At 70.2% G+C, this 23,709-nt stretch carries 20 protein-coding genes and 3 pseudogenes; 8 read left to right on the top strand and 15 right to left on the bottom strand.

All coding sequences use genetic code 11. The features are described 5' to 3' along the window. Positions 1–183: 183 nt before the first annotated feature. Together OHS82_RS03530 and OHS82_RS43405 are read right to left on the bottom strand one after the other, a co-directional pair. Complete coding sequence (locus OHS82_RS03530; protein WP_328433246.1) at positions 184–843, bottom strand: hypothetical protein; 660 nt, start codon at positions 841–843, stop codon at positions 184–186. A 280-nt stretch (positions 844–1,123) separates the two neighbouring features. Beyond that, positions 1,124–1,909, bottom strand: a pseudogene (locus OHS82_RS43405) (HEAT repeat domain-containing protein); the annotation flags it as partial. A 476-nt stretch (positions 1,910–2,385) separates the two neighbouring features. On the opposite strand from OHS82_RS43405, the gene OHS82_RS03520 reads away from it, so the two are divergent. Then, positions 2,386–2,715, top strand: a complete 330-nt coding sequence (locus OHS82_RS03520; RefSeq protein WP_328433244.1) for a hypothetical protein — start codon at positions 2,386–2,388, stop codon at positions 2,713–2,715. Positions 2,716–2,832: 117 nt separating this feature from the next. Here the strand turns inward: OHS82_RS03520 and OHS82_RS03515 are convergent, their stop codons facing one another. The 4 genes from OHS82_RS03515 to OHS82_RS03500 all read right to left on the bottom strand — a co-directional run bounded on the left by OHS82_RS03515 (position 2,833) and on the right by OHS82_RS03500 (position 6,862). Next, complete coding sequence (locus tag OHS82_RS03515) at positions 2,833–3,753, bottom strand: Rieske 2Fe-2S domain-containing protein (protein ID WP_328433243.1); 921 nt, start codon at positions 3,751–3,753, stop codon at positions 2,833–2,835. Between the two features lie 331 nt (positions 3,754–4,084). After that, on the bottom strand, positions 4,085–4,348 hold the full coding sequence (locus OHS82_RS03510; RefSeq protein ID WP_328433242.1) for a hypothetical protein: 264 nt from the start codon (positions 4,346–4,348) through the stop codon (positions 4,085–4,087). A 235-nt stretch (positions 4,349–4,583) separates the two neighbouring features. Beyond that, positions 4,584–5,153, bottom strand: a complete 570-nt coding sequence (locus OHS82_RS03505; protein WP_328433241.1) for a DUF3885 domain-containing protein — start codon at positions 5,151–5,153, stop codon at positions 4,584–4,586. A 188-nt stretch (positions 5,154–5,341) separates the two neighbouring features. Continuing rightward, positions 5,342–6,862 (bottom strand): DHA2 family efflux MFS transporter permease subunit, encoded by a 1,521-nt coding sequence (locus OHS82_RS03500; RefSeq protein WP_079041481.1) that lies wholly within the window; start codon positions 6,860–6,862, stop codon positions 5,342–5,344. A 174-nt stretch (positions 6,863–7,036) separates the two neighbouring features. Between OHS82_RS03500 and OHS82_RS03495 the strand changes: the two genes are divergently transcribed. Next, positions 7,037–7,492 carry a MarR family transcriptional regulator gene (locus OHS82_RS03495; RefSeq protein WP_107105308.1) on the top strand — a complete coding sequence of 152 codons (456 nt, stop codon included), beginning with the start codon at positions 7,037–7,039 and terminating at the stop codon, positions 7,490–7,492. 73 nt (positions 7,493–7,565) lie between these two features. Here the strand turns inward: OHS82_RS03495 and OHS82_RS03490 are convergent, their stop codons facing one another. Next, complete coding sequence (locus tag OHS82_RS03490; protein ID WP_057581892.1) at positions 7,566–8,690, bottom strand: glycoside hydrolase family 5 protein; 1,125 nt, start codon at positions 8,688–8,690, stop codon at positions 7,566–7,568. A gap of 504 nt (positions 8,691–9,194) precedes the next feature. Between OHS82_RS03490 and OHS82_RS03485 the strand changes: the two genes are divergently transcribed. The 3 genes from OHS82_RS03485 (at position 9,195) to OHS82_RS03475 (ending at position 11,451) form a co-directional block, all read left to right on the top strand. Continuing rightward, positions 9,195–10,046: a class I SAM-dependent methyltransferase gene (locus tag OHS82_RS03485; protein ID WP_328433240.1), complete on the top strand. Its 852-nt coding sequence runs from the start codon at positions 9,195–9,197 to the stop codon at positions 10,044–10,046. A 148-nt stretch (positions 10,047–10,194) separates the two neighbouring features. After that, positions 10,195–10,626, top strand: a complete 432-nt coding sequence (locus tag OHS82_RS03480) for an Hpt domain-containing protein (RefSeq protein WP_328433239.1) — start codon at positions 10,195–10,197, stop codon at positions 10,624–10,626. A gap of 186 nt (positions 10,627–10,812) precedes the next feature. Then, positions 10,813–11,451, top strand: a complete 639-nt coding sequence (locus OHS82_RS03475; RefSeq protein WP_328433238.1) for a hypothetical protein — start codon at positions 10,813–10,815, stop codon at positions 11,449–11,451. 189 nt (positions 11,452–11,640) lie between these two features. Here OHS82_RS03475 and OHS82_RS03470 read toward each other — a convergent pair whose 3' ends face one another. From OHS82_RS03470 to OHS82_RS03460, 3 genes are read right to left on the bottom strand one after another with little or no spacing between them, the layout of a single operon-like run. Next, positions 11,641–13,071 carry an MFS transporter gene (locus OHS82_RS03470; RefSeq protein WP_328433237.1) on the bottom strand — a complete coding sequence of 477 codons (1,431 nt, stop codon included), beginning with the start codon at positions 13,069–13,071 and terminating at the stop codon, positions 11,641–11,643. Next, a complete protein-coding gene (locus OHS82_RS03465; RefSeq protein WP_328433236.1) occupies positions 13,068–15,074 on the bottom strand; it encodes a PEP/pyruvate-binding domain-containing protein in 2,007 nt (668 codons plus the stop codon). The genes OHS82_RS03470 and OHS82_RS03465 overlap by 4 nt, the downstream gene beginning before the upstream one ends. Further along, positions 15,071–16,444 carry an ATP-grasp domain-containing protein gene (locus OHS82_RS03460; RefSeq protein WP_328433235.1) on the bottom strand — a complete coding sequence of 458 codons (1,374 nt, stop codon included), beginning with the start codon at positions 16,442–16,444 and terminating at the stop codon, positions 15,071–15,073. The genes OHS82_RS03465 and OHS82_RS03460 overlap by 4 nt, the downstream gene beginning before the upstream one ends. 353 nt (positions 16,445–16,797) lie before the next feature. Between OHS82_RS03460 and OHS82_RS03455 the strand changes: the two genes are divergently transcribed. Next, complete coding sequence (locus tag OHS82_RS03455) at positions 16,798–18,015, top strand: PAS domain-containing protein (RefSeq protein ID WP_328433234.1); 1,218 nt, start codon at positions 16,798–16,800, stop codon at positions 18,013–18,015. Positions 18,016–18,130: 115 nt separating this feature from the next. Here OHS82_RS03455 and OHS82_RS43400 read toward each other — a convergent pair whose 3' ends face one another. The 4 genes and pseudogenes from OHS82_RS43400 to OHS82_RS03440 form a co-directional block, all read right to left on the bottom strand. Next, positions 18,131–18,667, bottom strand: coding sequence for a hypothetical protein (locus tag OHS82_RS43400; RefSeq protein WP_443061767.1), 537 nt, complete (start codon positions 18,665–18,667; stop codon positions 18,131–18,133). Between the two features lie 738 nt (positions 18,668–19,405). After that, positions 19,406–19,585 (bottom strand): hypothetical protein, encoded by a 180-nt coding sequence (locus OHS82_RS43395; RefSeq protein WP_057581879.1) that lies wholly within the window; start codon positions 19,583–19,585, stop codon positions 19,406–19,408. A gap of 134 nt (positions 19,586–19,719) precedes the next feature. After that, positions 19,720–20,703, bottom strand: a complete 984-nt coding sequence (locus OHS82_RS03445; RefSeq protein WP_057581877.1) for a CU044_5270 family protein — start codon at positions 20,701–20,703, stop codon at positions 19,720–19,722. A gap of 271 nt (positions 20,704–20,974) precedes the next feature. Next, a pseudogene (locus tag OHS82_RS03440) lies at positions 20,975–21,481 on the bottom strand (RNA polymerase sigma factor); the annotation flags it as partial. 106 nt (positions 21,482–21,587) lie between these two features. Here OHS82_RS03440 and ctaD point away from each other — a divergent pair. Both ctaD and OHS82_RS03430 read left to right on the top strand, forming a co-directional pair. Further along, positions 21,588–23,222 carry an aa3-type cytochrome oxidase subunit I gene (ctaD, locus tag OHS82_RS03435; protein ID WP_443041141.1) on the top strand — a complete coding sequence of 545 codons (1,635 nt, stop codon included), beginning with the start codon at positions 21,588–21,590 and terminating at the stop codon, positions 23,220–23,222. Further along, positions 23,219–23,557 (top strand): hypothetical protein, encoded by a 339-nt coding sequence (locus OHS82_RS03430; protein WP_057574879.1) that lies wholly within the window; start codon positions 23,219–23,221, stop codon positions 23,555–23,557. The genes ctaD and OHS82_RS03430 overlap by 4 nt, the downstream gene beginning before the upstream one ends. Before the next feature lie 5 nt (positions 23,558–23,562). On the opposite strand, the pseudogene OHS82_RS43390 reads toward OHS82_RS03430, so the two are convergent. Beyond that, positions 23,563–23,676: pseudogene (locus tag OHS82_RS43390) on the bottom strand (IS701 family transposase); the annotation flags it as partial. Positions 23,677–23,709 lie beyond the last annotated feature (33 nt).

The raw sequence follows: 23,709 nt of genomic DNA, 5'->3' as shown, positions 1-23,709 counted from the left end.
ACGGGCCGAGCTCCGCCATCCCGGTCGTGTCGCACGGCGGCCACCGGGACGGCTCGTCCACCGCAGCGGCGGCCTCCACGTCCCGCAGGTGACGGGCGAAGCGCCCGAGCCAAGCGGGCTCCTCGCCGGTGTGGGCGCCGACACCGGGCTCTTGCGGCCCGCTCGTGCGCCTGCTTCAGCTCGTCACCGGTCCTGACCGGGCCAACTTGCCACAAGGTCACGGTGGCTTGCGAAGCGGGGGCCGGGAACCGTGTCCTGGATCGGCTCGCCGTTCAGCCAGCATATGGTGAAGGTGTCGCTCTCGGTGTCGAGCACGCAGCACGCTCCGCCGCTGGTGGCGGTGAGGCCGGTGAACACGGCCCTGACGCTTGCGGACCGCTCGAACATCCGGCTCATCCCGGATGTGGCTGCGGTGAACTGCAGCGACGCGTAGCGAGGGTGAAGCGTGGGCGCGAACCGGACCGTGAGGTAGACGTATCCGATCGCGATCCTTCCGACCTCGTCGAGTTCCGATTCCTGGACGTCGAAGAACTCGCGCACCACGTCGTCGACGCCGAACATGATGGAGGTGTCGAGTTCGAGCCTGCTGCTTGTCGAGCAATCGACCGGTTCGCTCCTGAAGTTGGAGGTGAACGGGAGGACGATCTGGTCCCCGCCAGGCAGGGTGACCGTCAGGGGCGGCACTCGCTGGGTCCTCGGCGCCAGCTCGGCGAGCCCGATCAGTGCGCCGGCGACGTTCTGGGCCGGTGTGAAGATCTCGTAGCTGTAGTCGAGCCCCATGCACTCCACCCCCTGAAGGTCGGACTGCATCTTCCCAGACGTGCCCGCGCGGGGGCTGGGCATTTTTCTGGTTCCTCGCCGGCCCCCGCCGACCGGATCGGTTTCGTGAGGATCCGTCTGCGTCAGGATGCTCGCCAGACGGTGCTCGCCGTCGTCGGCACGTCCATCCAGCCCGGGCGAGAAGATCTGCCGCAGCCATCCGAACGTTCGGATTCTCGTCCTGCAGAAGCTCGCGGGCCGTCGACCCGTAGGCGGTCTCGTCGTTGCTGACCTGGAGCAGGTAGACCAAGGCCCGAAGTCGAACCCAGTGGTCCGGATCCCTGAGCGCCGAAGCCAGCACCTCGGCGGCATCGCCGTCGAGCTCGGCCAGGGTCCGCGCCGCGTCCATCCTCACTCGCCGGTCGGGGTCGTCGGCCAGGGCTTGGACGAGCGCGTTCCGGGCGCGGCCGGTAAGGGGATGACGCCCGCCCAGGGTGTAGGCGGCGGCTCGTCGTTCGCCGGGGGACCCCGATGCGGTCAGGACGTCGACGAGGTCCTCGGAACTGCCGTGTATCTGGTCGCGGAAGTCGGGGACGATCCCGCCCTCGGGCAAGGCGTCGAGCCAATCCTCGTACCAGGTCAGGAAGTCTGGCTGGGGATGGAGGACCGGAGGTGCGGCGAGGTCTCCGAGGTCGGCGTCGAGGAGCCGGCCTCGAGCGGGGCCCGAGATCACCAGCAGTGTCATCTCCAGACAGCCGCGATGGACAACGGTGTGGGTACCGGCGTACGAGTTGTTGCCCATGGCGCAGAGCTGAGCCCAATCGGCGGCGACGGCGTCCGTCGGCTCCAGCGCGAAGACCCGCCCGAGCTGCTGACCGGCGGTGGGGATGTCGTGAGCGGACCAACGGGTCAGCGGGAGTAGTCCGTAGTCGGGTCCGATGCCCCCGTTGCCGACCTCGCGCAGGAACGTGCGATAGCCATGGGGGAGACGCACGCCGTGTTTTGTTTCGAAGGCGACCACTCGTTCTTCGCTGAGAGGGGTGCCGAGGCGTCGACCACCGGGCGCACGCGCGAAGGTCCGTGGGCGGGGAACGGGTTCCGTACAGGCAGCAGCCAGTTTGGATCGGATGCGGGCGACTCTGTCGTCCATGGATGCTTCTTCCGAGGGGCGGCGTCACCTTATGGGAGGCCGCTTTCGGCGACATCCTATGCGGAGGAGATTCAGCGGGTTCTTCCAGCTCCACTCCTTCCGAGGACGTGTGCTCGATGAGTCGTCGCCTGTTGATCGCCTGGCTCAGGTTTTGCTCAGGAAAGGCACCGATGGCTGGTGGCCCGTCAGGAGCGCTGGCATGATCGCGACAGTTGCGACAGGACAGCGACGCGACATCATCATTCACACGCCGCGTCACGTCGGCTTGGCTTTCCCGGAGAGTTGACATGTCTTGGCGAACCCGTGCGGTACCGAGCATCGCGTGTGTGGCGGCACTTCTCTCTATCGCCGCGTGCACGACGGATCATTCGGAAGCCGAACAGCCCCCGCGATCCCGGGGGGCAGCGGAGCCGAGCAGTGCGACGGCCGCCGCTGCGCCCAGCACCGCGCAGCCTTCTTTGCGGGAGCCGCCGGAGTTGGAGCCGGACACCTCACTCGCCGGCCGCCAGAAGGTGACCACCGGGAACGCCACCGTTGAGTACGGCAAGGGCAAGAAGGGGGATGCCCTCACCATCGCGGTGAGTTGCCAAGGCGAGGGAAGAGTCACGGTGGTCGTGCAGCCGGTGCACGTGTCCTTTCCCTTGGATTGCGGTGCTTCCCAGCTCAGAACGATTGCCAACCAGGTCGCTGTGTCCGGGGTGGAGCGCGGTGGAGCCGTGTCCGTCGAGGCGTCCCCAGCTGTTCATTGGGCGATGACGATAGGCCGTGGCATGCCGGCGCAGGTGGAGCCGCAGGGCGCCGATTGAGATCGGTCACCTGTAGCGCACCGCTTGCGCTCGGAGGAGGCGGGATCCAGCTCTGCCCGACATCTTCCGTCTGGGCGTCTGGATCCGGTTGACGGGGGTCCTCGGTCGGCCGATCAGTCAGTCGGTCGGATAGAACTGCGCGTACCAGCGGCGCAGCGCCTTGATGCCCTTCTCGTGGGGAAGCAGGACGGGGCGTGCCTGGTGGATCTTGTGGTCCCAGATCCCGACCTCCTCGCGCACCTCGTCCAAGGCCGCCATGCGAAAGACGAGCTTGGCCAGGGGCGTCAGAAACGGCAGTCGCGCCGGTTTGCGGATGTAGTACAGCATCCGCAGTTCGCTCGTGCGGTCGTCGACGGGAGTGCTGAGGGCGACGGCGGTCACCGACAGGACGGGGCCGTGGGTACGGACCACCATGACACCGGGCCCGTACATGAACGCGTCGAAGGTGTTGTCGATGTTCCGGCCGAGGACGCGGCGGGAGATCCTGCCCCGGGCCTCGGCGAACGGGCCGTCCGCCCGCCACTCCTGGACAGGGGGTTCGCTCTGGCCGTGGATGAAGTGGAAGTGGGACTCATCGACGATGTTCTCGCGCATCTCCTGGATGTGGACGCGTGCCCGGCAGGTGTCGTCGATGGGCACGGCGAACTCTCGCGAGCCCGTCTCGGGGATCTCGGGCACCTCCCACGACGGCTCGCCCGGACCGGCGTGGACGAAGATCAGCCCGCTGTGCTCACGGACCGGGAACCCGCCGAGGGAGACCTTGGGCGTGTGCACCGCGAACGGTGCCTCCACACACCGGCCGTCGGTGCCGAACCGCCACCCGTGGAACGGGCATTCCACCGTGCCGTCCACCACCCTCCCGCCCGCGCCGAGATGCGCGCCGTAGTGCGGGCAGTGCGCGTCCCGGACAGCTGCCCGGCCGTCGGCTCCCCGGAAGGCGATGAGCGCCCGCCCGAAGTAGTGCAGGCTGACGACCCTTCCCGGTCGCAGTTCGCGGCCGCGCAGCACCGCGTACCAGCCGTACGGCACGATCGGCATCGGATAGCGGTCAGCTCGGGGATCGCGCGGAAGGGCGGCTAAGTTGTCATGGCTGCGACGTGAAGGCATGCGCAGATGCTAGGGCCTGTCCGCCGGAATTAGGGCAACGGGCCGATGAGCAGGATGCCGCGCTTCCGGCTCGATCCAGCAAGGTGCGCAGGGCACGGCGGGCCGCCTGCGTTCTCCGCAGTGCTTGAGGTATCCGCCGTGCCGAAAGGGAGGTCACTCTCGGTTGGCATGTGTCCGATAGATGGCGCAGATCATGGGTGTTGCTCGGACGGCAGACCCCGGTGGTCCGGGCAGTTGTGCGTGAGGTGACTGCGACAGACTCCTACAAGGCCCTGCGAGCCAGGCGGAACAAGACCCGGGCGTACACGAGGGTCGCCGTCGCGATGATCGTCGGGATGACCGCCAGCGCGAGTATGCCCACGAGGGCGCGGCTGTCCTCAGCTCGCGCCAAGGACCCTCGGCCGTCGGCCGGCAGGAATCGGTAGCCGAACCACCCCCACATCGCCAGCGACAGCAGCAACCACCCCAGCGCCCACTTCTCTACGTGGTGCCCGTCCTTGCGCAACTGCTCCGCTTCTGCCGTCACTTCTCCCCCTCTGTGGCTGGTGATCAGCGGCCAGTTCATCACGGGTACGTACGCGCCGCGGGTGCCGGGTCCATCGCCGCGGCAACCGGTCTACCGGGGCCCCAGAGGTGGGGCGGGACTGCGACGCGGAGGAAGGCGTCAACCGTGCCCCGGTGTACCGGCTGTTCGGGCATCACCCGCGCGCCGTCGCCGCGGTCCACGGCACCGTTGCCGGCTCTGTCGGTGATCTGGCGTGTCAGAGGCCCGATGGATGGCTGGAGAGCCAGTCTGCGTGCCGATCGCGCAGGCGGTCCCGCTCCTCGGGTGTGGCCAGGAAGACGTCGGCGCCACCGTCGTAGGGGTGGTGGATGCGTTGCATCCGGGTGTCGGTGACGAGGACTCCGGCCGTTTCGTAGTCGGCGACGTCTCGGAGCAGTTCGTCGATGCAGCCTCGCCGCCATGGCCGGCGGGTGGCGGAGAGGTGGCAGTACGTACGGAACTCGGGGTCGGGATCGTCCTCCACCAGCAGACTCTGCCAATACCCTTCGTCCGGTCGGACTGACCTGACCTCTGCCTCGGTAGCCCAGAGGGGAATGATCACGTAGACGTCCGAACCGGCGAACAACTCCTCGAGGACGGTGTTGTAGCGCTCCAGGACGACGGCGTACTCGCTCTCGTCCTGCGCGTACCGCTTCGAATCCGGCAGGCTGTGAAAGCGTACCCAGACATCCCGGTAGGGGTCCCGAAGCCTGTACCCGACCGGAGGGCAGTCGGGCCAACGCTGCTGCCACAGCTCCGTCAAAGCCGTCTGGCCGCCTCCGGACACCCGCCGCACCCGTCCTCTCACGCATGGCGCTGCCGGCGACCACGATGTAGGGCGTCCACCCTTTGAGTATGGCGTCGGGTTTCGCATGAGCGCCATCTCCTTTCGGGGTGGGGGCGGGTGTTGTGCGGGTTCCTCGGTTCGGCTCTGCCGTGGCGCGTGCCCCTGCGGGCACGGAGGGTGGGAACTGTCTAGACCCGGTCTGCGGCGGGACGGTGGTCTGCTTGCGGTGTGGGGCTGGTCGTCGGGGCGGTGGCCGGCTGGGGTTCGGGGGTCGTCCGGGCGGGCGAGGTGGGCGGGACGGGGTGCGCGGCGCGGGACTTGGTGTGGTTGCGGATCAGGAGGCACGCCAGCATCCCGGCTGTGAGGACCGCGATCGGCAGGGCTGCTGTCACGTGCAGTGTGGCGAGGAAGGCGGCCGAGTAGGTTTTGCCCGTTGCGAGTTCGGCGGCCAGTCGGCCCTGAAGGAGGGCGCTGACGGCGGCGGCACCGATGACCGAGCCGATCTGGCGGACTGTGTTGTTGACGCCGGATGCCGCGCCTGCGAACTGTGGCTTGACGTGTCGCATGGCCTCGGCGGACATGGGGGCGACGGTGCAGCCGATGCCGAGTCCGGTGAGGAGGGTGCCGGGCAGGAAGGCGTACCAGGGTGTTGCGGGGCCGGCGATGAGGGTGATGGCCACGATGCCGCAGGTGTACAGGGCGAGACCGGCGAGGATCGGGACTTTGCCGCCGATGCGGTCGGCGAGGCGCCCCGCGAACGGGCCGAGAGCCATCGACACGACGGACGACGGCGCCAGGACGAGACCGGCTTTCATCGCGCTCATGTGCAGCACGGACTGCAGGTAGAGGTTGAAGGGCAGCACGAGGCCCAGCATGGCCACCGAGATGAGACCGACCAGCACGGTCATGACGGTGAAGTTGCGGTCCTTGAAGAGGACGAAGGGGACGAGAGGCTCTCGCTCCTGTGCGCCGCGCTGGTGCAGCAGGAACATGCCGGCCAGCACCACGCCCGCGGCGATCAGACCCCAGATCCCCGCACCCCAGTTGTACCGCTCGCCTTCCTGGAGGCCGAAGGCGAGGCAGAACAGCGCGGCGGTCGCCAGCAGCATGCCCGGCAGGTCGAAGCGGTGGGTGCGGGCGGGGCGGATGTCGGGGACGACCGCGAAGGTCAGGGCGAGGGCCGCGATGCCGATCGGCACGTTCACCAGGAAGATCCAGCGCCAGCCGACGGTGGAGACGAGGATGCCGCCCACCGTCGGGCCGCAGAGCGTGGCCGCGCCTGCGACCATGCCCCAGATCCCCAGCGCCGAGCCCCGCCGGTCCGCCGGGAACACCGACACGATCAGCGTCATGGTCTGCGGCACGAGCAGCGCCGCGCCGAGTCCCTGTACAGCACGGGCGGCGATCAGTGCGGCCGCTCCGGGGGCGAGTCCGCACGCGATGCTGGCCAGGGTGAACACCACGAGGCCGGCGGCGAACAGGGTGCGCGGGCCGCGCAGGTCGCCCAGTCTGCTTGCGGTGATCAGGAACACCGACAGGGCGAGGGCGTAGCCGCTGACCACCCACAGGGCCTGGTCGAGCGTGGCGCCGAGGCCGCTGATCATGTCGGGGATCGCGATGTTCACGATCGTCAGATCCAGCAGGGTCATGAAGAACCCGAGCGAGAGCGTCACCAGCACCGCCCAGGGGTTTCCGCGCCATTTGCGCACGAGAGTCTCCTTCATTCGTGGTCCGTCGTAGGGGTTCCGTCGCCCGTCCTGCCGGCGTCGTCCTCTCACGCTAACGCATCTTTTAAGATGCATCAATAGAGATGCATCTCTTGTGATGCATGTATTCCCGATGCATCTCTGGCCGATGCATCGAGGTGGATGTACTCTGCGGGTGTGGATGGAGTCGAGCTGTTCCTGCTGGGGCGCACCCTGATGAAGATCGGGGAGGGCGCCATGCCCGAGCCGGAGGGCGGTGCGGCCCGGTACGGGGGTGGCGTGCGGTCGGTCCTCATCGTGGTGAGTGACCTGGCCGCCCACCCCGACAGTGCCGTCGGTGAGATCGCCGCCCGCACCGGGCTTCCGCAGAGCCAGGTCTCCACCGCCGTGGCCCGCCTGAAGGAGGCGGGGGCGGTCGTCACCCAGAACGATCCGGCCGACCGTCGTCGCCTGCTGGTGCGTCAGGTGTCCCGCCCTTCCGACCGGATGGCGATGGTGAGGGCGGCGGGTATCGACGGCGCGCTCGCCGAGGCGGTCGGGGGCGATCCGGAGGCGGTGAAGGAGGTGACCGAGGCGCTCGGCACGCTGGCCCGCCATCTGTCGCCGCAGGCGTCGCGGCGCAGGCAGAGCTGACGCGGCTGCACGGGTCGTACGGATGGGCCGGGCTGCTCCGGTGTGCCGGAGCAGCCCGGCGCCTGGAGTCCGGTCAGCCGGTGGCGAGGCGGTTCTTGAGTCCCTGGCCGTAGGCGGTCGGGGTCCCGTTGTAGTCGGTGATGAGCGACGGGCCGGACTTGCAGTCCCACGTGTTCCAGGTCCAGCCCAGGTAGCCGAGATCTCGGCTGTCCAGCCAGTTCATCAGGGTGTCGATGTAGCCGTGGGCGCAGTCGTTCTGACCGATCTCGCCGACCACCAGCGGATAGCGGGCGGCGACGGGCGCGATCTGGGAGTCCCAACAGCTCTGGGTGTTGCAGCTGTTGAAGTTGTACGAGTGCCAGGACACCACGAGCTTCCCGGCCGGGTCCGAGGGTGCGTACGTCAGCCACCCCGACAGGTCGTTGGAGTAGTTGATGCCGCCGACCATGATGTGGTTGGTCGAGCCGGTGGACCGCACGGCATTGATGAGAGTCTGCATGCCGGCCACGGAGTAGAGGAAGCCGATGCAGGCCGAACCGCCATCGCGCCAGCACTTCCACGAGGCGTTGCGGTCGAACATCACCAGGTTCGGGAAGGGCTCGTTGAACAGGTCGAAGACGACGGCCTGGTCGCTCTTGAAGGTGTTGGCCACCGACTTCCAGAAGTCCGGGGTGTGGTCGCTGTCGGGCATGGGCTTCTGGCACTGCGAGGCATACGCCCAGCAACTGGAGCCGATGCCTATGTGGACACCGCTGCTCCAGTGCAGTTCGAGGATGACGTACAGGCCGGCCTGACGGAGCCGGGAGACGTACTCGGAGATGGCATTACGGTAATTGGTGCCGCTGTAGGCGGGGTTGACGCCGTTGATGCCGAGCCAGCAGTCCTCGTTGAGTGGAACGCGGACGACGTTGGCCTGCCAGTTCTTGATCGCCTGGATCGAGGCGCTGTCAGCGGGGCCGTCGAAGATGCCCCGGTTCTGCACGCACATGAACTCGGTGCCGGAGCGGTTGACTCCGCGCAGCCTGGTGGGCAACGTCGAGGCGGAGGCGGAGGTGGCATGCCCGGTGGCGGATGCTGTGCGGGCGGCTTCTGCCGCGGACACGGGCTCGGGTACGAGCAGCGCTCCGATCAAGGCCAGCAGCAGGGCGAGAACGCCTGCTGCCCAGCGGCTTCCAGCAGTGGAGTGACGAACTCTCATCGTGTCTCCCGATGGGGGGTGGTGCGTGGGGTGCATCCCATATGCGCCTCACGCCTGGGAAATCGGGGGTGCGAGGTTGCTCAGCGGAAAGCGGACGCCATGGTTGCCGCGTGCGCCCGCAGGAGGCGCGTCATGTCCGGGTGGCGTCGGCGGAGTGATTGTTCCAGGTGATCCGCAAGTCGTCATGGGTCCGGGTAGAAGGACCTCGGGACGCGACCCGACAGCCGCACGTAGTGATGCGGGCCGGCCGTGTTGTCAGTGGTTCGGGATACGGTGCGGTGTCATGGGCCGGACGGAGATCGTGAGGGACTCGCGGCTATGGGGGGTGGGTCGGACAGGCCCCGGCCACCGGCTCGGGACTGGAGATGTTTTGCCATGTACCCACCCCCCACCATTTCGACGGGTTGGGTGGTCGTGGCCGGTCGGTGCGCATGACCGGCCGCACGTAGATGAAGCCGGCTCCCCTCATCAGGCCTCTTGGAATCGATCCTCTACGGTGGTGTGATGGCTGATGAGCGGGAGCGGGTCGAGCCGTCGGGGGTGTGGGCCACGGCGGTGGGAGTGGCCCGGGTGCGGGCGCTGGAGAGCGAGCGGGAGAACGCGCTGTTCCGCGATCCCCTGGCACAGGCCTTCGCCACCGCCGGCGGCCTGTGGCCCTCCTCTCAGCCCTTGACCGACGACGAGTCCGCGCGACGCCGCCGGCTGGCCGTGTCGTTCTCCATCGTCATCAGGACGAAGTTCCTCGACGACCTGTTGCAGCAGGCCTCCGCGTCCGGTGTCCGGCAGGTCGTGCTGCTCGGCGCCGGCATGGACAGCCGGGCCTTCCGCATGAACTGGCCCGAGGGCACACGGCTGTTCGAGGTCGACACCGCCGAGCCACTGGACTTCAAGGCTTCCGTGCTGCGCCAGGAGCGGGCCGTCGCACGCTGCGAGCGGATCACCGTCGCGGTGGACCTGCGTGAGGACTGGCCGGGCGCGCTGGCCGCCGCAGGGCACGACCCCACGGTGCCGACCGCATGGATCGCCGAAGGACTGCTGATCTATCTGCCCGAGGACGCGGTGGAACTGCTGTTGGCGCGGATCAGCGCGCAGTCGGCGGCAGGCAGCCGGATGGGGCTGACGTGGGGCTCGCGCGGTGTGATCGAGCGGTTCGGCGCGGACGCCGCTCCGGGATCCGCAGCGTCCATGTGGCTCTCGGAGATGCCCGACGACCCGGTGGGCAGGCTGGCCGGGTACGGCTGGGAGGCCGACTGCCACACCCTGCGTGAACGCGCTGCCGCCTACGGACGCCCGATCAGCACCCCGCCGCGGCGCGAGGAACGGCCCGGCGGACTGATCTCGGCCGTTCGCCGGTGAAGCGCTCGACCACAGCCTGGTGACGGCAACCGCTGCGGCACCGCGACGCCCGGCCTGCGACTCCGAAGCGGTCCCAGGCGGCCTGCACGAGTGGCGGTGATGCCGTTCACGCAGCGGTCGGCCGGCGTCAGACATCCGGCCTCCAGCCATGGACGACCACCTCACCGAACCGGTGGACCGGACGCAGGTGCTCGCCCGCATCGCCGTCTGGACGGCGGAACCGCCCACCGAGTCCTCCCCGCCGAGCACCTCGGGCACACCGGCGGAGCTCGACGGTCTGCCCGCCGAGGCCATCGCGGACATCGCGGACGCGTTCGCGGCCTCGACCCCCGAGAACCTCGGCCGGCTGCGCACGACGCTGGGGGCCGGGGACTTCGACGCGGCGCGGCTGCTCGCGCACCGCCTCAAAGGAAGTTGCGCGACGGTGGGAGCCGCCCGCGCGGCGGGACTCTGTCAGGAGATCGAAGCAGCTGCCTCCGCGCGGCGGCAGCGAACGGCACGTGACGACGTCCCGCTCCCAGCGGTCCTGACACGGCTGGCGGACGAGATGCGCCGTGCCACGCAGGAGTTGCGCAGCTGATGCTGAAGTGACGCCCGGAGGGGGCGTGTTGGTTACGGGAAGTCGGCCGGCGGTCTCGGCCTGGGGCGGTGGGGCCGGTGCGACGGTACCGGTCACATGAGTACGCGTACTCAACGCCAGGCCCACCCATGGACCACGGGAGCGGTAAAGTGTCATGTCTATGACACTGAAGGGGTGGCGGTGCTCATGAACGGATCTGCTTACAGGAGTTCGCCCCGTCTGGCACTGGCGCTGGGCGCGGCCCTGGTGTCGACGGTGCTGTGCACGCCGGCGGCCGTGGCCGCCTCCGAGGAGGCCGGGAAGGGCCAGAGCGCGTTCGCCACCCTGCCCCCGCACGGCGAACGGGCGTGTCCCGTCGTGTACTTCGACCTGGGGGAGACCCTCGTGCACACCGCCGACGACGGCAGCACCACCTACCTGCCCGGGGCGGCCTCGTACCTGCGGACCCTGCGGGAACATCACGTCCGGGTAGGCCTGATCACCAATGTCCCGCCCTCCTGGGGTACGACAGACGGCGAGCGCGCCGCCCGCCTCCGGACGGAGGTCGACGCGACATGGCGGGGTCCGGCGGCCTTCGCCTGGGCAGACTTCGGCGACCGGATCCGTACGCCGCGCACCGAGGCGGAACGGAAGCCGTCCCCGGTCCTGTGGCGGCGCGCCAAGGAGGACTCGGCCGGCTGCCGGGTCGTCTACCAGGCGGAGACGGCTCAGGAGGTGTCCGTCGCCTCCTCGCTGGGCTTCGTGTCGTACCAGGTCGGTCTGCCGTACCGGCCCGCGTTCCTGCCGGCGGGTCTGATCGAACTCCTGGGCCGTCGCCTCGCTTGAAACGCCGTCGCCGTCGCCGTCCCCGCAGCAGCCGCAGCCCGCAGCGGCAGCCCGGACCGCCCGTCGTCGTACACCCTCGACCGGGGGCGTACGACGACGGATCGGCGCCTGTGCCACGGATATCGGCTGTTCTGCCGGGGGCCCGGTGGCTTGGAGGCCCGTGGCCGGTGGGCCCGGTGGCTCCGGTCGTCAGGGCGTTCGTGGGCCTCGCGAGGCCTGGTCCCCTTGGAGGGCCTCCTTGCGGCCGGCGTCCCCCGTGTCCGCCGGGGCGGTTGCACCGTCGCCCGCCTCCGCCGATGCGGTGCTGTTGGCTCCTGTGCGGTCGCTCCCTTGCGCCGGCTCCGCCCGATCCCCGTCCCGAACCCCGCCCCCGCGGGCGACCACCCCGCTGCGCAACAGCAGTTGGAAGACCCCGAGCAGAACCGCCGTGGCCAGCGCGCTGTGCCACAGCAGGGCGTCCAGATGCCCGGCCGACAGGTACGCGCCCGCGGCGATCGCGGCCAGGGCGCACACCGCGCGGTCCACGATGCTCTCCACCGACAGCAGGGTGGCCCGCGGTGCGTGCGCGGGGATCGCGTCGTTGACCAGTTTGCGCTGGACCGGGAAGGCGAACCCGGTGGCCGCGGCGAACAGACAGAGCAGCGCGACGACGGTCCACGGCCCGCCGAGGGTCATGGCAGCCAGGGTGCCGGCCAGCGCGAGGCTGAGGACGGACACCCAGGCGACCGGCGGCAGTCTGCGGCTGAGCCATTGGGGCCGCGCGGACGCCACCGCCTCCGCCACGGTCATCGCGGCCAGCACCCCGCCGTGCGAGGCCTCGCCGATGCCGTGGGCCAGCAGGATCGGCTGGAAGAGGTTGACCTGGCAGATGCGTGACAGCGTGAAGACCGCCACGCCCTGCACCATCACCAGGGCCAGCCACGGCGAGGCGGCGACGCAGCGCAGTGCGGTCCCCGCGTCCCGCAGGAAGGCGCCGCCCCGGCGCCCGCCGTCATTGCGGCCCTCGTCCGCTCCGGCTTCCGCTCCCGCGAGTCGGGGCAGCAGCACCGCGCAGACGAGGGAGCCTGCCGCACTCGCCGCGCTGAGCACGTACGGGGCCGGGTGCGAGAGCGCCATCAGCGGCCCTACCAGCGGCCAGCACACCACCTTCGCCGCCAGCCCCAGTGCCCGCGCGGTACCCTCCGCTCGCAGGTAGTGCTCGTCGCACCGTTCCGCCCGCAGCCCGTCGTACAGGTAGGCGCTCGCCGCGCCCGAGGTGAGCGACCGGCCGGCGGCGATGGCCAGGAAGTGGATCAGGAATCCCGTGTAGGAGGCGCTGACCACCGGGGCCAGGTTCGCGGCCGTCATCACCACCGCGCCGGCGCGCAGGCAGTTGCGGGTGCCGATCCGGTCGGCGATCAGGCCGGTCGGGATCTCCAGCAGGCAGAAGGCCACGTAGTAGATGCTCTGGATGCCGAAGATCTGCCCGTCCGAGAGGCCGGCCGCCTTCTGGTAGGCGTAGAACACCGGCATCCACCACAGCAGGTTGAACAGCAGCTGGAAGCCGTAGTTGAGCCGGATGATCAGGCGGGCGGTGTCGGTCAGGCCCGTGGTCGCTCCGGTGCCGGGGCGCGCCCTCACAGCGCGTAGGGTCGGATCTGGACCAGGCGGAAATCGCCCTGCTCGGTCATCAGCCACTCGATGTCCAGGGGCTTGTCCACGTCGGTTCCGCTGAAGTGGGACTGCAGGAGCCGTCCGGTCAGGGACAGGTCGGCGAGCCGGGCGCGGACGGCGGCGGACAGTCCCTGGTCCCACGAGCCCAGCGCGACGGTACGGCCGCCGCCCTCCACAGTGTTGTACAGGTACTGCTGCGGCAGCACCGTGCCGTCGACCACCTGCTCGGGCGAGCCCGGGGAACAGTTGAGGTAGACGTTGCGGAAGTCCTCCCGGCGGGTCGGGTTGCAGGTCACGAGGACGCCGCCCAGGGAGGCGGGCGCGTACTCCTGGATGATCACTCCCATGTAGGTGTCGTCGAGGGAGATGCCGACCTGGTGGCGCAGCCGCACGCTGCGGGGCGACACGAGGGAGGCCCACACCTGGCGTACGGCGTCGAGGAGTTGACCCGTGCCGTGGACGGTGGTGACGGAGTCGTAGACGCCCGCCGCGGAGAACCCGGGGAGGTCCTCCGCGTTGGAGGAGGAGCGCACCACCAGCCGTCCGCGCGAGGCCGCGGCGGCGGGGAAGGCCTGGTCGATCTGCCGGGTGACCGACTCGGGGACGGGAGTGTGCCGGATCAGGTGCTGCAGCTGCAGGCACAGCGAGTCCAGGACGTCGGTGGCGTCCAGTTCGAGCGCCATCTTCAGCTTGCCGATGCCCTGCTGGAGGGCCGGGGAAGAGGCGAGGAACCGCTGCTGGAGAGCGAAGGGGAGTGCGACGCCCTCCGGGGCGCCGACGGTCTCGGCGACGAACTCGGCTGCCTTGGTGCGGAGTTGATCGGTGGTGAAGGCGGTGAGGCCGAGGCGGGTGGCGAGGTGGCCGTAGAGGTCCTCGCGCGGCGGACGGGGCCGGCCGTAGAACGAGGTCAGGTCCACCGTGCGGCTGTCGAGGACGTGGTGCAGCTCGCCGAGGTTGGCCGCCTTCGTGCCGTAGCGGTCGCGGTCCGCACTGCGCAGCCGGTGCAGGGACAGTACGGGAGCGTCTTCGAGCAGCGGCGGCTCGAGGCGTATGCGCTGCTGGTGCCAGGCCGGCGCCCGCAGGTCCGGTTCGTGGTCGAGGCGCTGCAGGGATATGTCGTCCTCGTCGACCCGGTAACGCACCCACGCGTCGTCGAGGCCGTCCCTGTCTACGAGTTGCTCCAGGTCGCGGACGATCGCGTTGGGAATGCCCCAGCCGGAGGCGAGGACATTGGTGTGCGAAAGCGGCGTGATCGGCGCGGTGTTGACGAAGCCGGCGACGCGCGGAACGTCGTCGGGCAGGCACGGCATCGCCACGATGTCCGCCCAGCCCAGAGCGGCTTCCGCCGCCGTGTACTCCTCGGCCGTCCGGAAGAAGCGCAGCCGCCCGGTGGCCTCGCCGGGGTTCAGCGGCGTGCGATCGCGGGAACCGAACAGCTCATGGCCCAGGATGCGGGGCACACGCTGTTCGCTGATCGCCGACAGCCCCTCCTCCTGCCCGTGGTTGGCGGGCTTGAGCAGCAGCGGCAGCCTGCTGTCGACCCGGGCCCGGACGAACTCGTAGAAGAACGCCAGCAGTTCGCCCTGCATGGTGTCGGCCTCGGTCGTCTCCAGGACGAGGAACGGCCGCTCCCTGCCCTCCTCCTGCTCGGTGTGCAGGGACAGCACACCGAGCAGGAAACGGCGCTCGGGATCGGTGTAGACAGAGGCGTTGAACGCGTCCAGCTGCGCGTCCAGCGCGGCCAGGTCCATCCCCAGCACACGGGTCGCGACGTAGTTGACGTGGAAGGGGTGCGCGCCGGTGTCGAGCAGATGCCAGGTGTTCTCCACCCGGTCGACGACGACCTTGAGGTAGGGGTGACCCGCCAGGACTCCCGAGAGCGTCCGGAAGAGCGGCAGAGAGAGGTTCTCGCCGACGACCGTGCGGTCCGTGGCGGGCTCGGCGGCGCCGGTGGCCAGTCGGGTGCTCATGCGGGGACCTCCTCGGACCGCACGGCGGGCAGCACCCGGGGCAGCGCGTCCACCAGCGTCTCGAAGTCCCGCAGCACCGTCCGCGGGTCGGCGGCGGAGAGCAGGCACAGGGCCGCCATCGTGTTGGCCCCGGCGGCGGGGTCGTAGACCGGCACGACACTGCCGTCGGGCAGAGAACTCTCCGCCACCACCGACAGCTCACTGTCCGGGCTCAGCGGGACGTCCGACGCGACCACGGAGAAGTCCCACACCTTGCGGTCCTGCCAGGCCTCGCCGCGCCCGTCGACCGCGAGGACGACGAGGGAGCCCGCCGCACCCCGCGCCTGCGCCGGTGTCAGGGCCTGCTCCGGCCAGGCGACCGGGCGTCCCAGCAGGTGGTCGACGAGCATGCCCACCAGGTCCAGTTCGAAGACCTCCTCGATCTGCGGCACCGTCATCGCGCCGCCGAACCGGGCAGCGGTCTCGATGAGCCACATGCCCCCGTCGGGGCCGAGCTTGATCTCCGTGTGCGTCCCGCAGTCGCGCAGGCCCAGCGCGTCGACGGCGCGGCGCGCCAGGTCCACGACGCGGTCCTGCGCGTCGGGCGAAAGCAGGGCGGGGGTGATGCCGGCGCGCTCGGTGAAGGGCTCGACGGTGGGCATCCGGCCGCTGAGGCAGACGGGGTGGAACACACCGTCCGCCACGACGCCCTCGACGCTGAGGTAGTCGCCCCAGCCGGGCTCGGCGAACCAGTCCGCCACCGTACCGCTGACGATCTCCTCGACCACGAAGTCGGCGTCCGCCTCGGCGACATGCAGCTCCGCGTATCCCAACTGCGCGGACTCCGCCATGACCCGGCGCGAGCGGGCCCATGCGGCGGACGCCTCGACGGGCGAGGTGATGATCTGGTGGGCGGTGGATCCCGCGCTCCAGGCGGCCTTGAGCAGCAGCGGACAGGACAGGGAGTCCACCGCCGCCTGCAGATCCGCCTCCGTGGCGACGGGGCGGAACGCGGGCTGCGGCAGGCCGCTGCGCTGCCAGGTGCTGCGCATCAGCCGCTTGTCGCGCGCGAGTGCGGCGGCCGCGCCCGCGCCCGGCAGACCGAGCTTCTCGCAGGCCTCGGCGACCGCGACGACCGCGTACTCGGAGAAGGTGATCACAGCTTTCGCACCCACCTCCCGGGCACGCGAGACGATCAGGGAGACCAGGTCGGAGTGACCCGCGTCGTCCGGGGTGGTGACCGAGGCGCACAGTCTCGCGGCGGCGCCCGCCACGGCTGGGGGAAGAGCGCTGAGCGCCAGGAGGTGCACGTCCGCCCTCGCAGCCGTCCGGGACAGGACATGGCCGAGCGGCGGACCACCCTTGGCATGCACCAACAGCACCGTGCTCACAGAAGTTCGTCTCCATTCACCTGGTCGGCAAGGGCCGTCATCGGCACCGGCGGTGCGGTGACGCCCGGGAACGTGTGCGGGGGAACGGCGTCCGCGGGTCCGCCCGCACACTCCAGGGGACCAGGCTGTAACCGTCCATATCGCCGCAGAGGGCGCTCACGACTCAGGCAAATGCCTGAGTCCCGGGGTGATCCGCAGCGTTTCGTCCCGGATCCCCGGCCGAGCGGTAGGGCGGCGAGCCCCACCGTCCACTTCCGGCAACTCGGCCGGGAATGGAGCTTGCGCTGTATCGCGCGGGATATCCAACGTCACGTGACTGTGCGTCAGCCAGTCCTATACGGACGGAGACCGTTGTGGGCGACCCAAGCCTCAAGACACTGCTCGAGAACCTTCCGGCGCCCTGCAGGGAAGTCGACGAGGTGTGGAAGGCGGAGAAGGCGGAGAAGGCGGGGAAGGCGGACGCCGAAGGGATCCTGCAGACAGGTGCGTGGGACGACACCGGCGGTCTCGCCGACCCGGGCGGCTCACAGCGCGCCCCGGACCGACGGCGGGAAGCAGGGCCCGCGGTACCGCCCGGCCACGCCGCCTTCGCGGACCTCGTGGACCTCGCTCCGGCGGCCGCCTTCATCCGGGACGGCGACGGGCGCTACCTGTGGGCCAACCACGCCTACGCACACCTCTACGGCACCGTGCCGCAGCAACTGGTCGGCAGATACATCGAGGACTTCGACACTCCGGCCGAGGCCGACCGGTTCCGGGCCCTGGACCAGCAGATACTCACCCGGGGCAGCCCCGTCCGCCACACCCTCCGCTACCTGCGGCAGGACGGCACCACGGGTCGCGCCGTCGGCCACCGCTTTCCGGTGCGGGAGCAGTCGCGTTCGTGCATCGCCGGCATCTACGTCGACATCACCGACCACCTGCGGGCCACGGCGCAGCGCCAGGAGGCCGAGGAGAACCTCAGCGCCCTGCGTGACCACAGCGGGCTGCCCTGCGCCCTGTTGTCGGCGAACGGGCGGGTGATCGAGGCGAGCGTGGCGGCCGCCGAACTCTTCCATCTCGGCCTGACCGACCTGGTGGGCCGTCGCGCCCACACGCTGCTGGCCCCTGAACCGGGTCCTGACCTAGACCGGTTGCACCGCCGCTGGAACAGTCTGATAGCCCGCCGCACCAGACGTGTCGAGACCACTGCCGTGCTCGTCGACACGCATGGACTGCAGCGGCGGGCGGAGCTCCATCTGACGACTATCGGCCATTCCGCCGGCCGGGCACGGCACGTCTGGGCCGTGATCACCCACCAGAGCCTCGCCCACGAGGCGCATCCACCGCTGACCGCCGCCCAGATCCGCATCCTCTCGCTGTTGGCGCAGGGCAGCAGCAACAGCGACATAGCCGCCTCCCTGAACCTGTCGCGGCAGACGCTCGACTACCACCTCAGCCGCCTGCGGCACCTGCTGGGCGCCGCGACCCGTCCGGCCCTCGTGGCCCGCGCGTACGTCCTCGGCATACTCGCCCCCCACGCCTGGCCCCCACGCTCGGCCACCGCGGCCCATCCCCTCAGCACCGCCTGACCTCCGCGGGCCGGAAGGCTCGCGTGAGCTGGATCCGAGGGTGCCGAAGCAGCCCGGCGGCGGCGCTGCGGGTCCGACAGTGACGTCAGCGGGGTCGCTGTGGTGGGCAGGACGCTCAGAGCCTCCGGTGGGACGGTGTGGTCGAGGAGGTGGAGACGGGCCGGCCGGACCCCGGCGGCTTCGGCGGCGTCCCAGTGGGCGAGGGCCCGCGGGAGGTCGACGAGACCGCCCATCGACCCGCTCGGCGGCCCGTCCGCCGACCGCCTGTCGGCCCGTCCCCTGTCGTGGCCGTCGCGTCGGCCCAGCGGCCCTCGACCGGGGCGTACCGCCCGTTCCCGAAGCGCGTCCGCAGCTCCCCGCGGCGCATCTTCCCGCTGGTGGTACGCGGGAACGCCCCCGGCGGCAACGGCAGTACGCGTACGTCGTCGTGGCCGAGGTTCTCCCGCAGCCGGCCGGCTGCCGCGCGCAGCATCGGTGCGGCGGCGGAGGGCTCGGGGCGTGCCCGTTGCACGAACGCGACGACCCGTTCGCCCCCGCCGTCCGGATCCGTGGACCCCACGACCGCCACGGCCCCGGACGGCAGCCCCGGCGTCGCCGCGACCGCCGACTCCAGGTCCGACGCATGGAACGTACGGCCGTTGACGAACACCACGTCCTTGTGGCGCCCGGTGACGCACAGCCGTCCGTCCCGCAGGAAGCCGAGATCGGGTAGGCAGCCAGCCGTCGTCGCCGAACGCCGACGCGCTCGCCTCGGGCGCCCGGCGGTGCCCGCGTCCCAACTGCGGTCCCCGCACATGTACATGCCCGACCCGCAGCTCGCCTACCGGGTCTCGGGACTCGCCGGTGATCCGGACCTCGCACCCCTGCACCCGCCGTCCCAGATCCGTCAACTCCACCGCGTGCGGGCCCGGATCGGTCTCCACAGCCCGGCCCCGACTGAGCGCGGCACGGTCCAGCACGAGCGGCGAGGCGGTCTCGCCGAGCGGCGGCACGGTCACGGCGAGAGTGGTCTCGGCCAGGCCGTTCACCGGGAGCGGGGCGCGGGCATCCAGCCCGGCCGGAGCCGCGCTCGCTGTGAACTCCCGCCAGACGCGGGGCGAGATGGGCTCGGCGCCGACGAGCAGCAGGCGGACGCAGCTCAGGTCGAGCCGCAACAGCCGCACCGTGTCGTTCGGTCGGCTGTGCGGCCCGTCGCCGGTGTCGACGGCGACGGCGCTGGTCACCTCGTCCACCATGACGGGCGGCCTGCCGAGGAGTTCCCACACCGGCTCGATCCGGCGCGGCTGCGCAGCGGGCGGGACGGGCACGGCCCCTGCCGCCAGTGCGCCCCAGAACATCGGTTGGAAGGTGTCACCCCGGTCGGCGACCGGTGGCAGTGGGGTGCCCGGTGTCACGCCCGCCGCGATGAGGCCGCCGCCACGCGCAGTGCGTCGTCCCGGAGTTGAGCGAAGGTGACCGCGTGCTCGCCGCCGTCTCCCCGGACGGGCACGACGGTCTGGCCCGGGGCCTCTCGCGCCGCGTCGAGCAGAACGTCCAGCAGTGTCGACGCGGCTACGTCGTTCACGGTCATCTTCGATCTCTCCGCTGTGCGGACTCTACAAGTGGGGCTTCGGGCCCGGGTCTCGTTGTCGAGCGCCCGCGAGTCGTGCGCGAACAGGATGCTTCGGGGCGGTACGGCAGAGTGGACGGAGCGGCGCAACGGGGTCAGGGCAGCCAGGCGCTGTAGTCCAGCACGTCCCCGGCCTTGACCCCGTATTCGGGGTCGTCGCGGGTTGCGGTGGTCTCCAGGCCGAGGACGGTGCCGGTGCGAGGGTCGAGGATCAGCATGCGCCGGACGCCCGTGCCGTTGTACACGTAGGCCTCACCCGGCCGTCCGAGCCGGTCCGTCAGCCGTCCTGCCGGACGCAGTCCCCCGGCGTCGGTCAGGACTCGGACCAGTGCGGCCGACTCACGGGCGCCGAGCGTCCAGTGCCCCAGCAACTCCTGTGTCGAGTCGAGGAGTTGGTCGGTGGTCAGGGGTGCCTTCGTGTGCGTGTGGGCCATCTCGGTGAGGTAGGCCAGCAAGGCGGCCGGAGTGTGCGGCGGGCGCGACTCCGGTGGGGCGTCGCTCCAGCTCGGCGGATAGGTGGTCCGACTCAGCACGTGACCGTCCGAGACGAGGCGCGGTGTGTCGCCCTCGTCGGTGAGGACGGGACGGCCCGGACGGCTGGGGTCGGTCGCCACGACGACCTCGGTGCGGCTGTCGTCGGGGTTCCAGCGCACCACACGCTCCTCGGGCAGGGTCACGGGCGGCGCGTCGTCGCTCATGCCGAGGCTCCACGACTGGACGTGGGTGCCCCTGCGCAGTCCCGGGGAGCCGGCCGCGGCGGCGGCGTCCGCCAGTGCGGTCATCTGTCCCAGGGGGACGGGGGCGGAACGGGGCTGGACGGTCAGGGGGCGCGGCGCGGCGACGGCGGGCGGCCCACCCGGGCCGCCGAGGACGGCGACAAGGGCGACGGCCGGTACGACGGCTGTGGCGGCCAGGCTCCACAGCCACCGGGCGCGCGGCGTCCGGAGCCGACGGCGGTCCTGGCCGAGCAGTGCGGCCAGCCGGCGTTCGGCGCGGTGGTCCAGCGGACCGTCGCCGAAGTGCGGAGCGTGGTCCGGCACCGGATCGGCGTCGCGGAGAAGGTCGAGTTCGTCAGACATGGCGAGGGTCCTTGCACAGCGGGACGGCGGCGGGCGCGCTGGACGCGGAGCGGGACCATCGCGGTCCAGGACCGTTCTCCGCGGCGGACGACTCGGCGTCGGTGCCGAACGAACCGGCCGTGTCCGCGCCTTCGGCGGCCACGGCCGGCGTCGGTGCGGCGACCGCCGGCGTCCCGTGGGGTGGGCTCTCGTGAATGCCGTGCCCGGTCGGCGCCTCGTCCTGCGGTGCCATGGCGCCCGCCCGCCGACCGGTCGGTGTGCCCGGCGTGAGTGCTGTGGGGCGGACGCGCTCTATCTCGGCGCGCAGCCGACGGCGGGCACGGTGCAGGCGCATCGTCGCCGCGCGGCTGCCGCAGCCCAGAACGACCGCGATCTGCGCGGCGTCCAGCTCCTCCCACGCCGCAAGGCGCAGTATCTCCTGGTCAGGCCCGGAGAGACGGTTCAGGACCTCGCGCACCCAGGCTCCGGGCGTTTCGGAGTCGGGACTGTCCACGATGTGTCGGCTGTGCGCGGCCTCGTCGTTGCCCAGCCGGCCCACCAGTCGGCGCCTGCGCCCGTAGCTGCGTACCGCGTTCGACAGGCAGTTACGGGCCACCCCGTACAACCAGGGCAGTGGCGCGTCCGGCAGGTCATGCCGACGGCGCCAGGCGACCGTGAACACCTCCGCCACCACTTCCTCCACCTCGTCGGGCCGCTCGGGCAGACGCCGCGCGATGTAGCGGCTGACGGCCCAATAGTGCTCGCGGTAGGCAGCGGCGAAGATCTCGTCGTTGCTCATGTTCGGTTCGTGTCCGGCACCGCCGGGATCGTCACACCCTTCCTTCGTGAGGTTCCTCGCGTCGTTCGAGTGTGACGGGCGGGCCGAATGCGGACACAGGCGGGGCGTGAAGCACATCGAAGACCTCAGGGGCATCAGGACGGTGCGGTGGCTGACGACCACCGACCACAAGACCATCGGTACGTTGTACCTGGTCACGTCGTTCGCGTTCTTCTGCATCGGCGGCGTCATGGCGCTCCTCATGCGCGCCGAGCTCGCCCGTCCGGGCCTGCAGATCATGTCGAACGAGCAGTTCAACCAGGCGTTCACGATGCACGGCACGATCATGCTGCTGATGTTCGCGACGCCGCTGTTCGCCGGCTTCACGAACTGGATCATGCCGCTGCAGATCGGCGCGCCCGACGTGGCGTTCCCGCGGCTGAACATGTTCGCCTACTGGCTCTACCTGTTCGGCTCGACCATCGCCGTGGGCGGCTTCCTCACCCCGCAGGGTGCGGCCGACTTCGGCTGGTTCGCCTACTCCCCGCTGTCGGACGCGGTCCGCTCGCCGGGCCTCGGCGCCGACCTGTGGATCATGGGTCTGGCCTTCTCCGGCTTCGGCACGATCCTCGGCGCGGTCAACTTCATCACCACGATCATCTGCATGCGCGCGCCGGGCATGACGATGTTCCGCATGCCGATCTTCACGTGGAACGTGCTGCTGACGGCCGTCCTGGTCCTGCTGGCCTTCCCCGTCCTCGCCGCCGCGCTGTTCGCGCTGGAGGCGGATCGGAAATTCGGGGCACATGTCTTCGACGCGGCCAACGGCGGCGCGTTGCTGTGGCAGCACCTCTTCTGGTTCTTCGGCCATCCAGAGGTGTACATCATCGCCCTGCCGTTCTTCGGCATCATCTCCGAGGTCATCCCGGTCTTCTCCCGCAAGCCGATGTTCGGCTACATGGGCCTGATCGCCGCGACGATCTCGATCGCGGGCCTGTCCGTGACGGTGTGGGCGCACCACATGTACGTCACCGGCGGCGTGCTGCTTCCGTTCTTCTCCTTCATGACGTTCCTCATCGCCGTCCCGACCGGCGTGAAGTTCTTCAACTGGATCGGAACGATGTGGAAGGGCTCGCTGTCCTTCGAGACGCCGATGCTGTGGGCGACGGGCTTCCTGATCACCTTCACCTTCGGTGGTCTGACCGGCGTCATCCTGGCCTCGCCGCCGATGGACTTCCACGTCTCCGACTCGTACTTCGTGGTGGCGCACTTCCACTACGTCGTGTTCGGCACGGTCGTCTTCGCGATGTTCTCCGGCTTCCACTTCTGGTGGCCGAAGATGACGGGCAAGATGCTCGACGAGCGGCTCGGCAAGATCACGTTCTGGACGCTGTTCATCGGCTTCCACGGCACCTTCCTGGTCCAGCACTGGCTGGGCGTGAACGGGATGCAGCGCCGGATCCCCGACTATCTGGCGGTCGAGGGACTCACCACGCTCAACACGGTCTCGACGATCTTCTCCTTCCTGCTCGGATCCTCCCTGCTGCCGTTCTTCTACAACGTGTGGAAGACCGCCAAGTACGGCAAGCCGGTAGGCGTCGACGACCCGTGGGGCTACGGCCGCTCCCTGGAGTGGGCCACCTCCTGCCCGCCGCCGCGCCACAACTTCCTCACCCTGCCGCGGATCCGCAGCGAATCCCCGGCGTTCGACCTGCACCGCCCGCAGGAGCCGCAGGCGGAAAAGGAGTTGAGCGCGCGATGACGGTGGACGAGGAACGATGTCTGGTCCGTCAGATCGAGGGACACCTCCTGCTCGCCGCCGCACGGGAGGAGGGCCGCGCGGCGGCAGCGCGCACCGCTTCCCGGCTCGGCTGGCTCACCGAAGCACAACGACACGAACTGGAGCGGGAGTTCGTTGCGGAATACCTGACGCTGTCGCGGATGTCGTGGCAGCGCACGGCCGCACGGGCGGAGGACCTTCGCGGGGCGTACGAGACGCGATATCGCGCTCTGCGGCAACGCTTGTCGGCCTGCCTGCTCCTGGGGTACGCGGTCCTCGCGGCAGCTGCCCTGCTGGTGCTGTCCGCTGTCGCATAGGCCAGGTCCATTGCCGCACGCCCGAGGGGGGTGGAGCAGGCGAGGTGCACGGCGACCTGACTGTTCTCGATGCGTCCGGCGGTGCCGGTGTACTGACGCTGCACGCCCACCGTGTGCGTGCTCGAGGAGGAAGACGAAGGCGATCACCTGGG

It is taken from the genome of Streptomyces sp. NBC_00425, assembly GCF_036030735.1.
Classification (GTDB): Bacteria; Actinomycetota; Actinomycetes; order Streptomycetales; family Streptomycetaceae; genus Streptomyces.
Note: the sequence above shows the minus strand (reverse complement) of the source record. Positions and strands in the feature narration are given on the sequence as shown.

What these genes read in the sequence shown, in the direction of transcription:
- OHS82_RS03530 (WP_328433246.1), bottom strand. Translation starts at nt 843, where the DNA reads ATGCCCAGCCCCCGCGCGGGCACGTCTGGGAAGATGCAGTCCGACCTT.
- OHS82_RS03515 (WP_328433243.1), bottom strand. Translation starts at nt 3,753, where the DNA reads ATGCCGATCGTGCCGTACGGCTGGTACGCGGTGCTGCGCGGCCGCGAA.
- OHS82_RS03490 (WP_057581892.1), bottom strand. Translation starts at nt 8,690, where the DNA reads ATGAGAGTTCGTCACTCCACTGCTGGAAGCCGCTGGGCAGCAGGCGTT.
- OHS82_RS03485 (WP_328433240.1), top strand. Translation starts at nt 9,195, where the DNA reads ATGGCTGATGAGCGGGAGCGGGTCGAGCCGTCGGGGGTGTGGGCCACG.
- OHS82_RS03480 (WP_328433239.1), top strand. Translation starts at nt 10,195, where the DNA reads ATGGACGACCACCTCACCGAACCGGTGGACCGGACGCAGGTGCTCGCC.
- OHS82_RS03475 (WP_328433238.1), top strand. Translation starts at nt 10,813, where the DNA reads ATGAACGGATCTGCTTACAGGAGTTCGCCCCGTCTGGCACTGGCGCTG.
- OHS82_RS03465 (WP_328433236.1), bottom strand. Translation starts at nt 15,074, where the DNA reads ATGAGCACCCGACTGGCCACCGGCGCCGCCGAGCCCGCCACGGACCGC.
- OHS82_RS43395 (WP_057581879.1), bottom strand. Translation starts at nt 19,585, where the DNA reads ATGACCGTGAACGACGTAGCCGCGTCGACACTGCTGGACGTTCTGCTC.
- OHS82_RS03445 (WP_057581877.1), bottom strand. Translation starts at nt 20,703, where the DNA reads ATGTCTGACGAACTCGACCTTCTCCGCGACGCCGATCCGGTGCCGGAC.
- OHS82_RS03430 (WP_057574879.1), top strand. Translation starts at nt 23,219, where the DNA reads ATGACGGTGGACGAGGAACGATGTCTGGTCCGTCAGATCGAGGGACAC.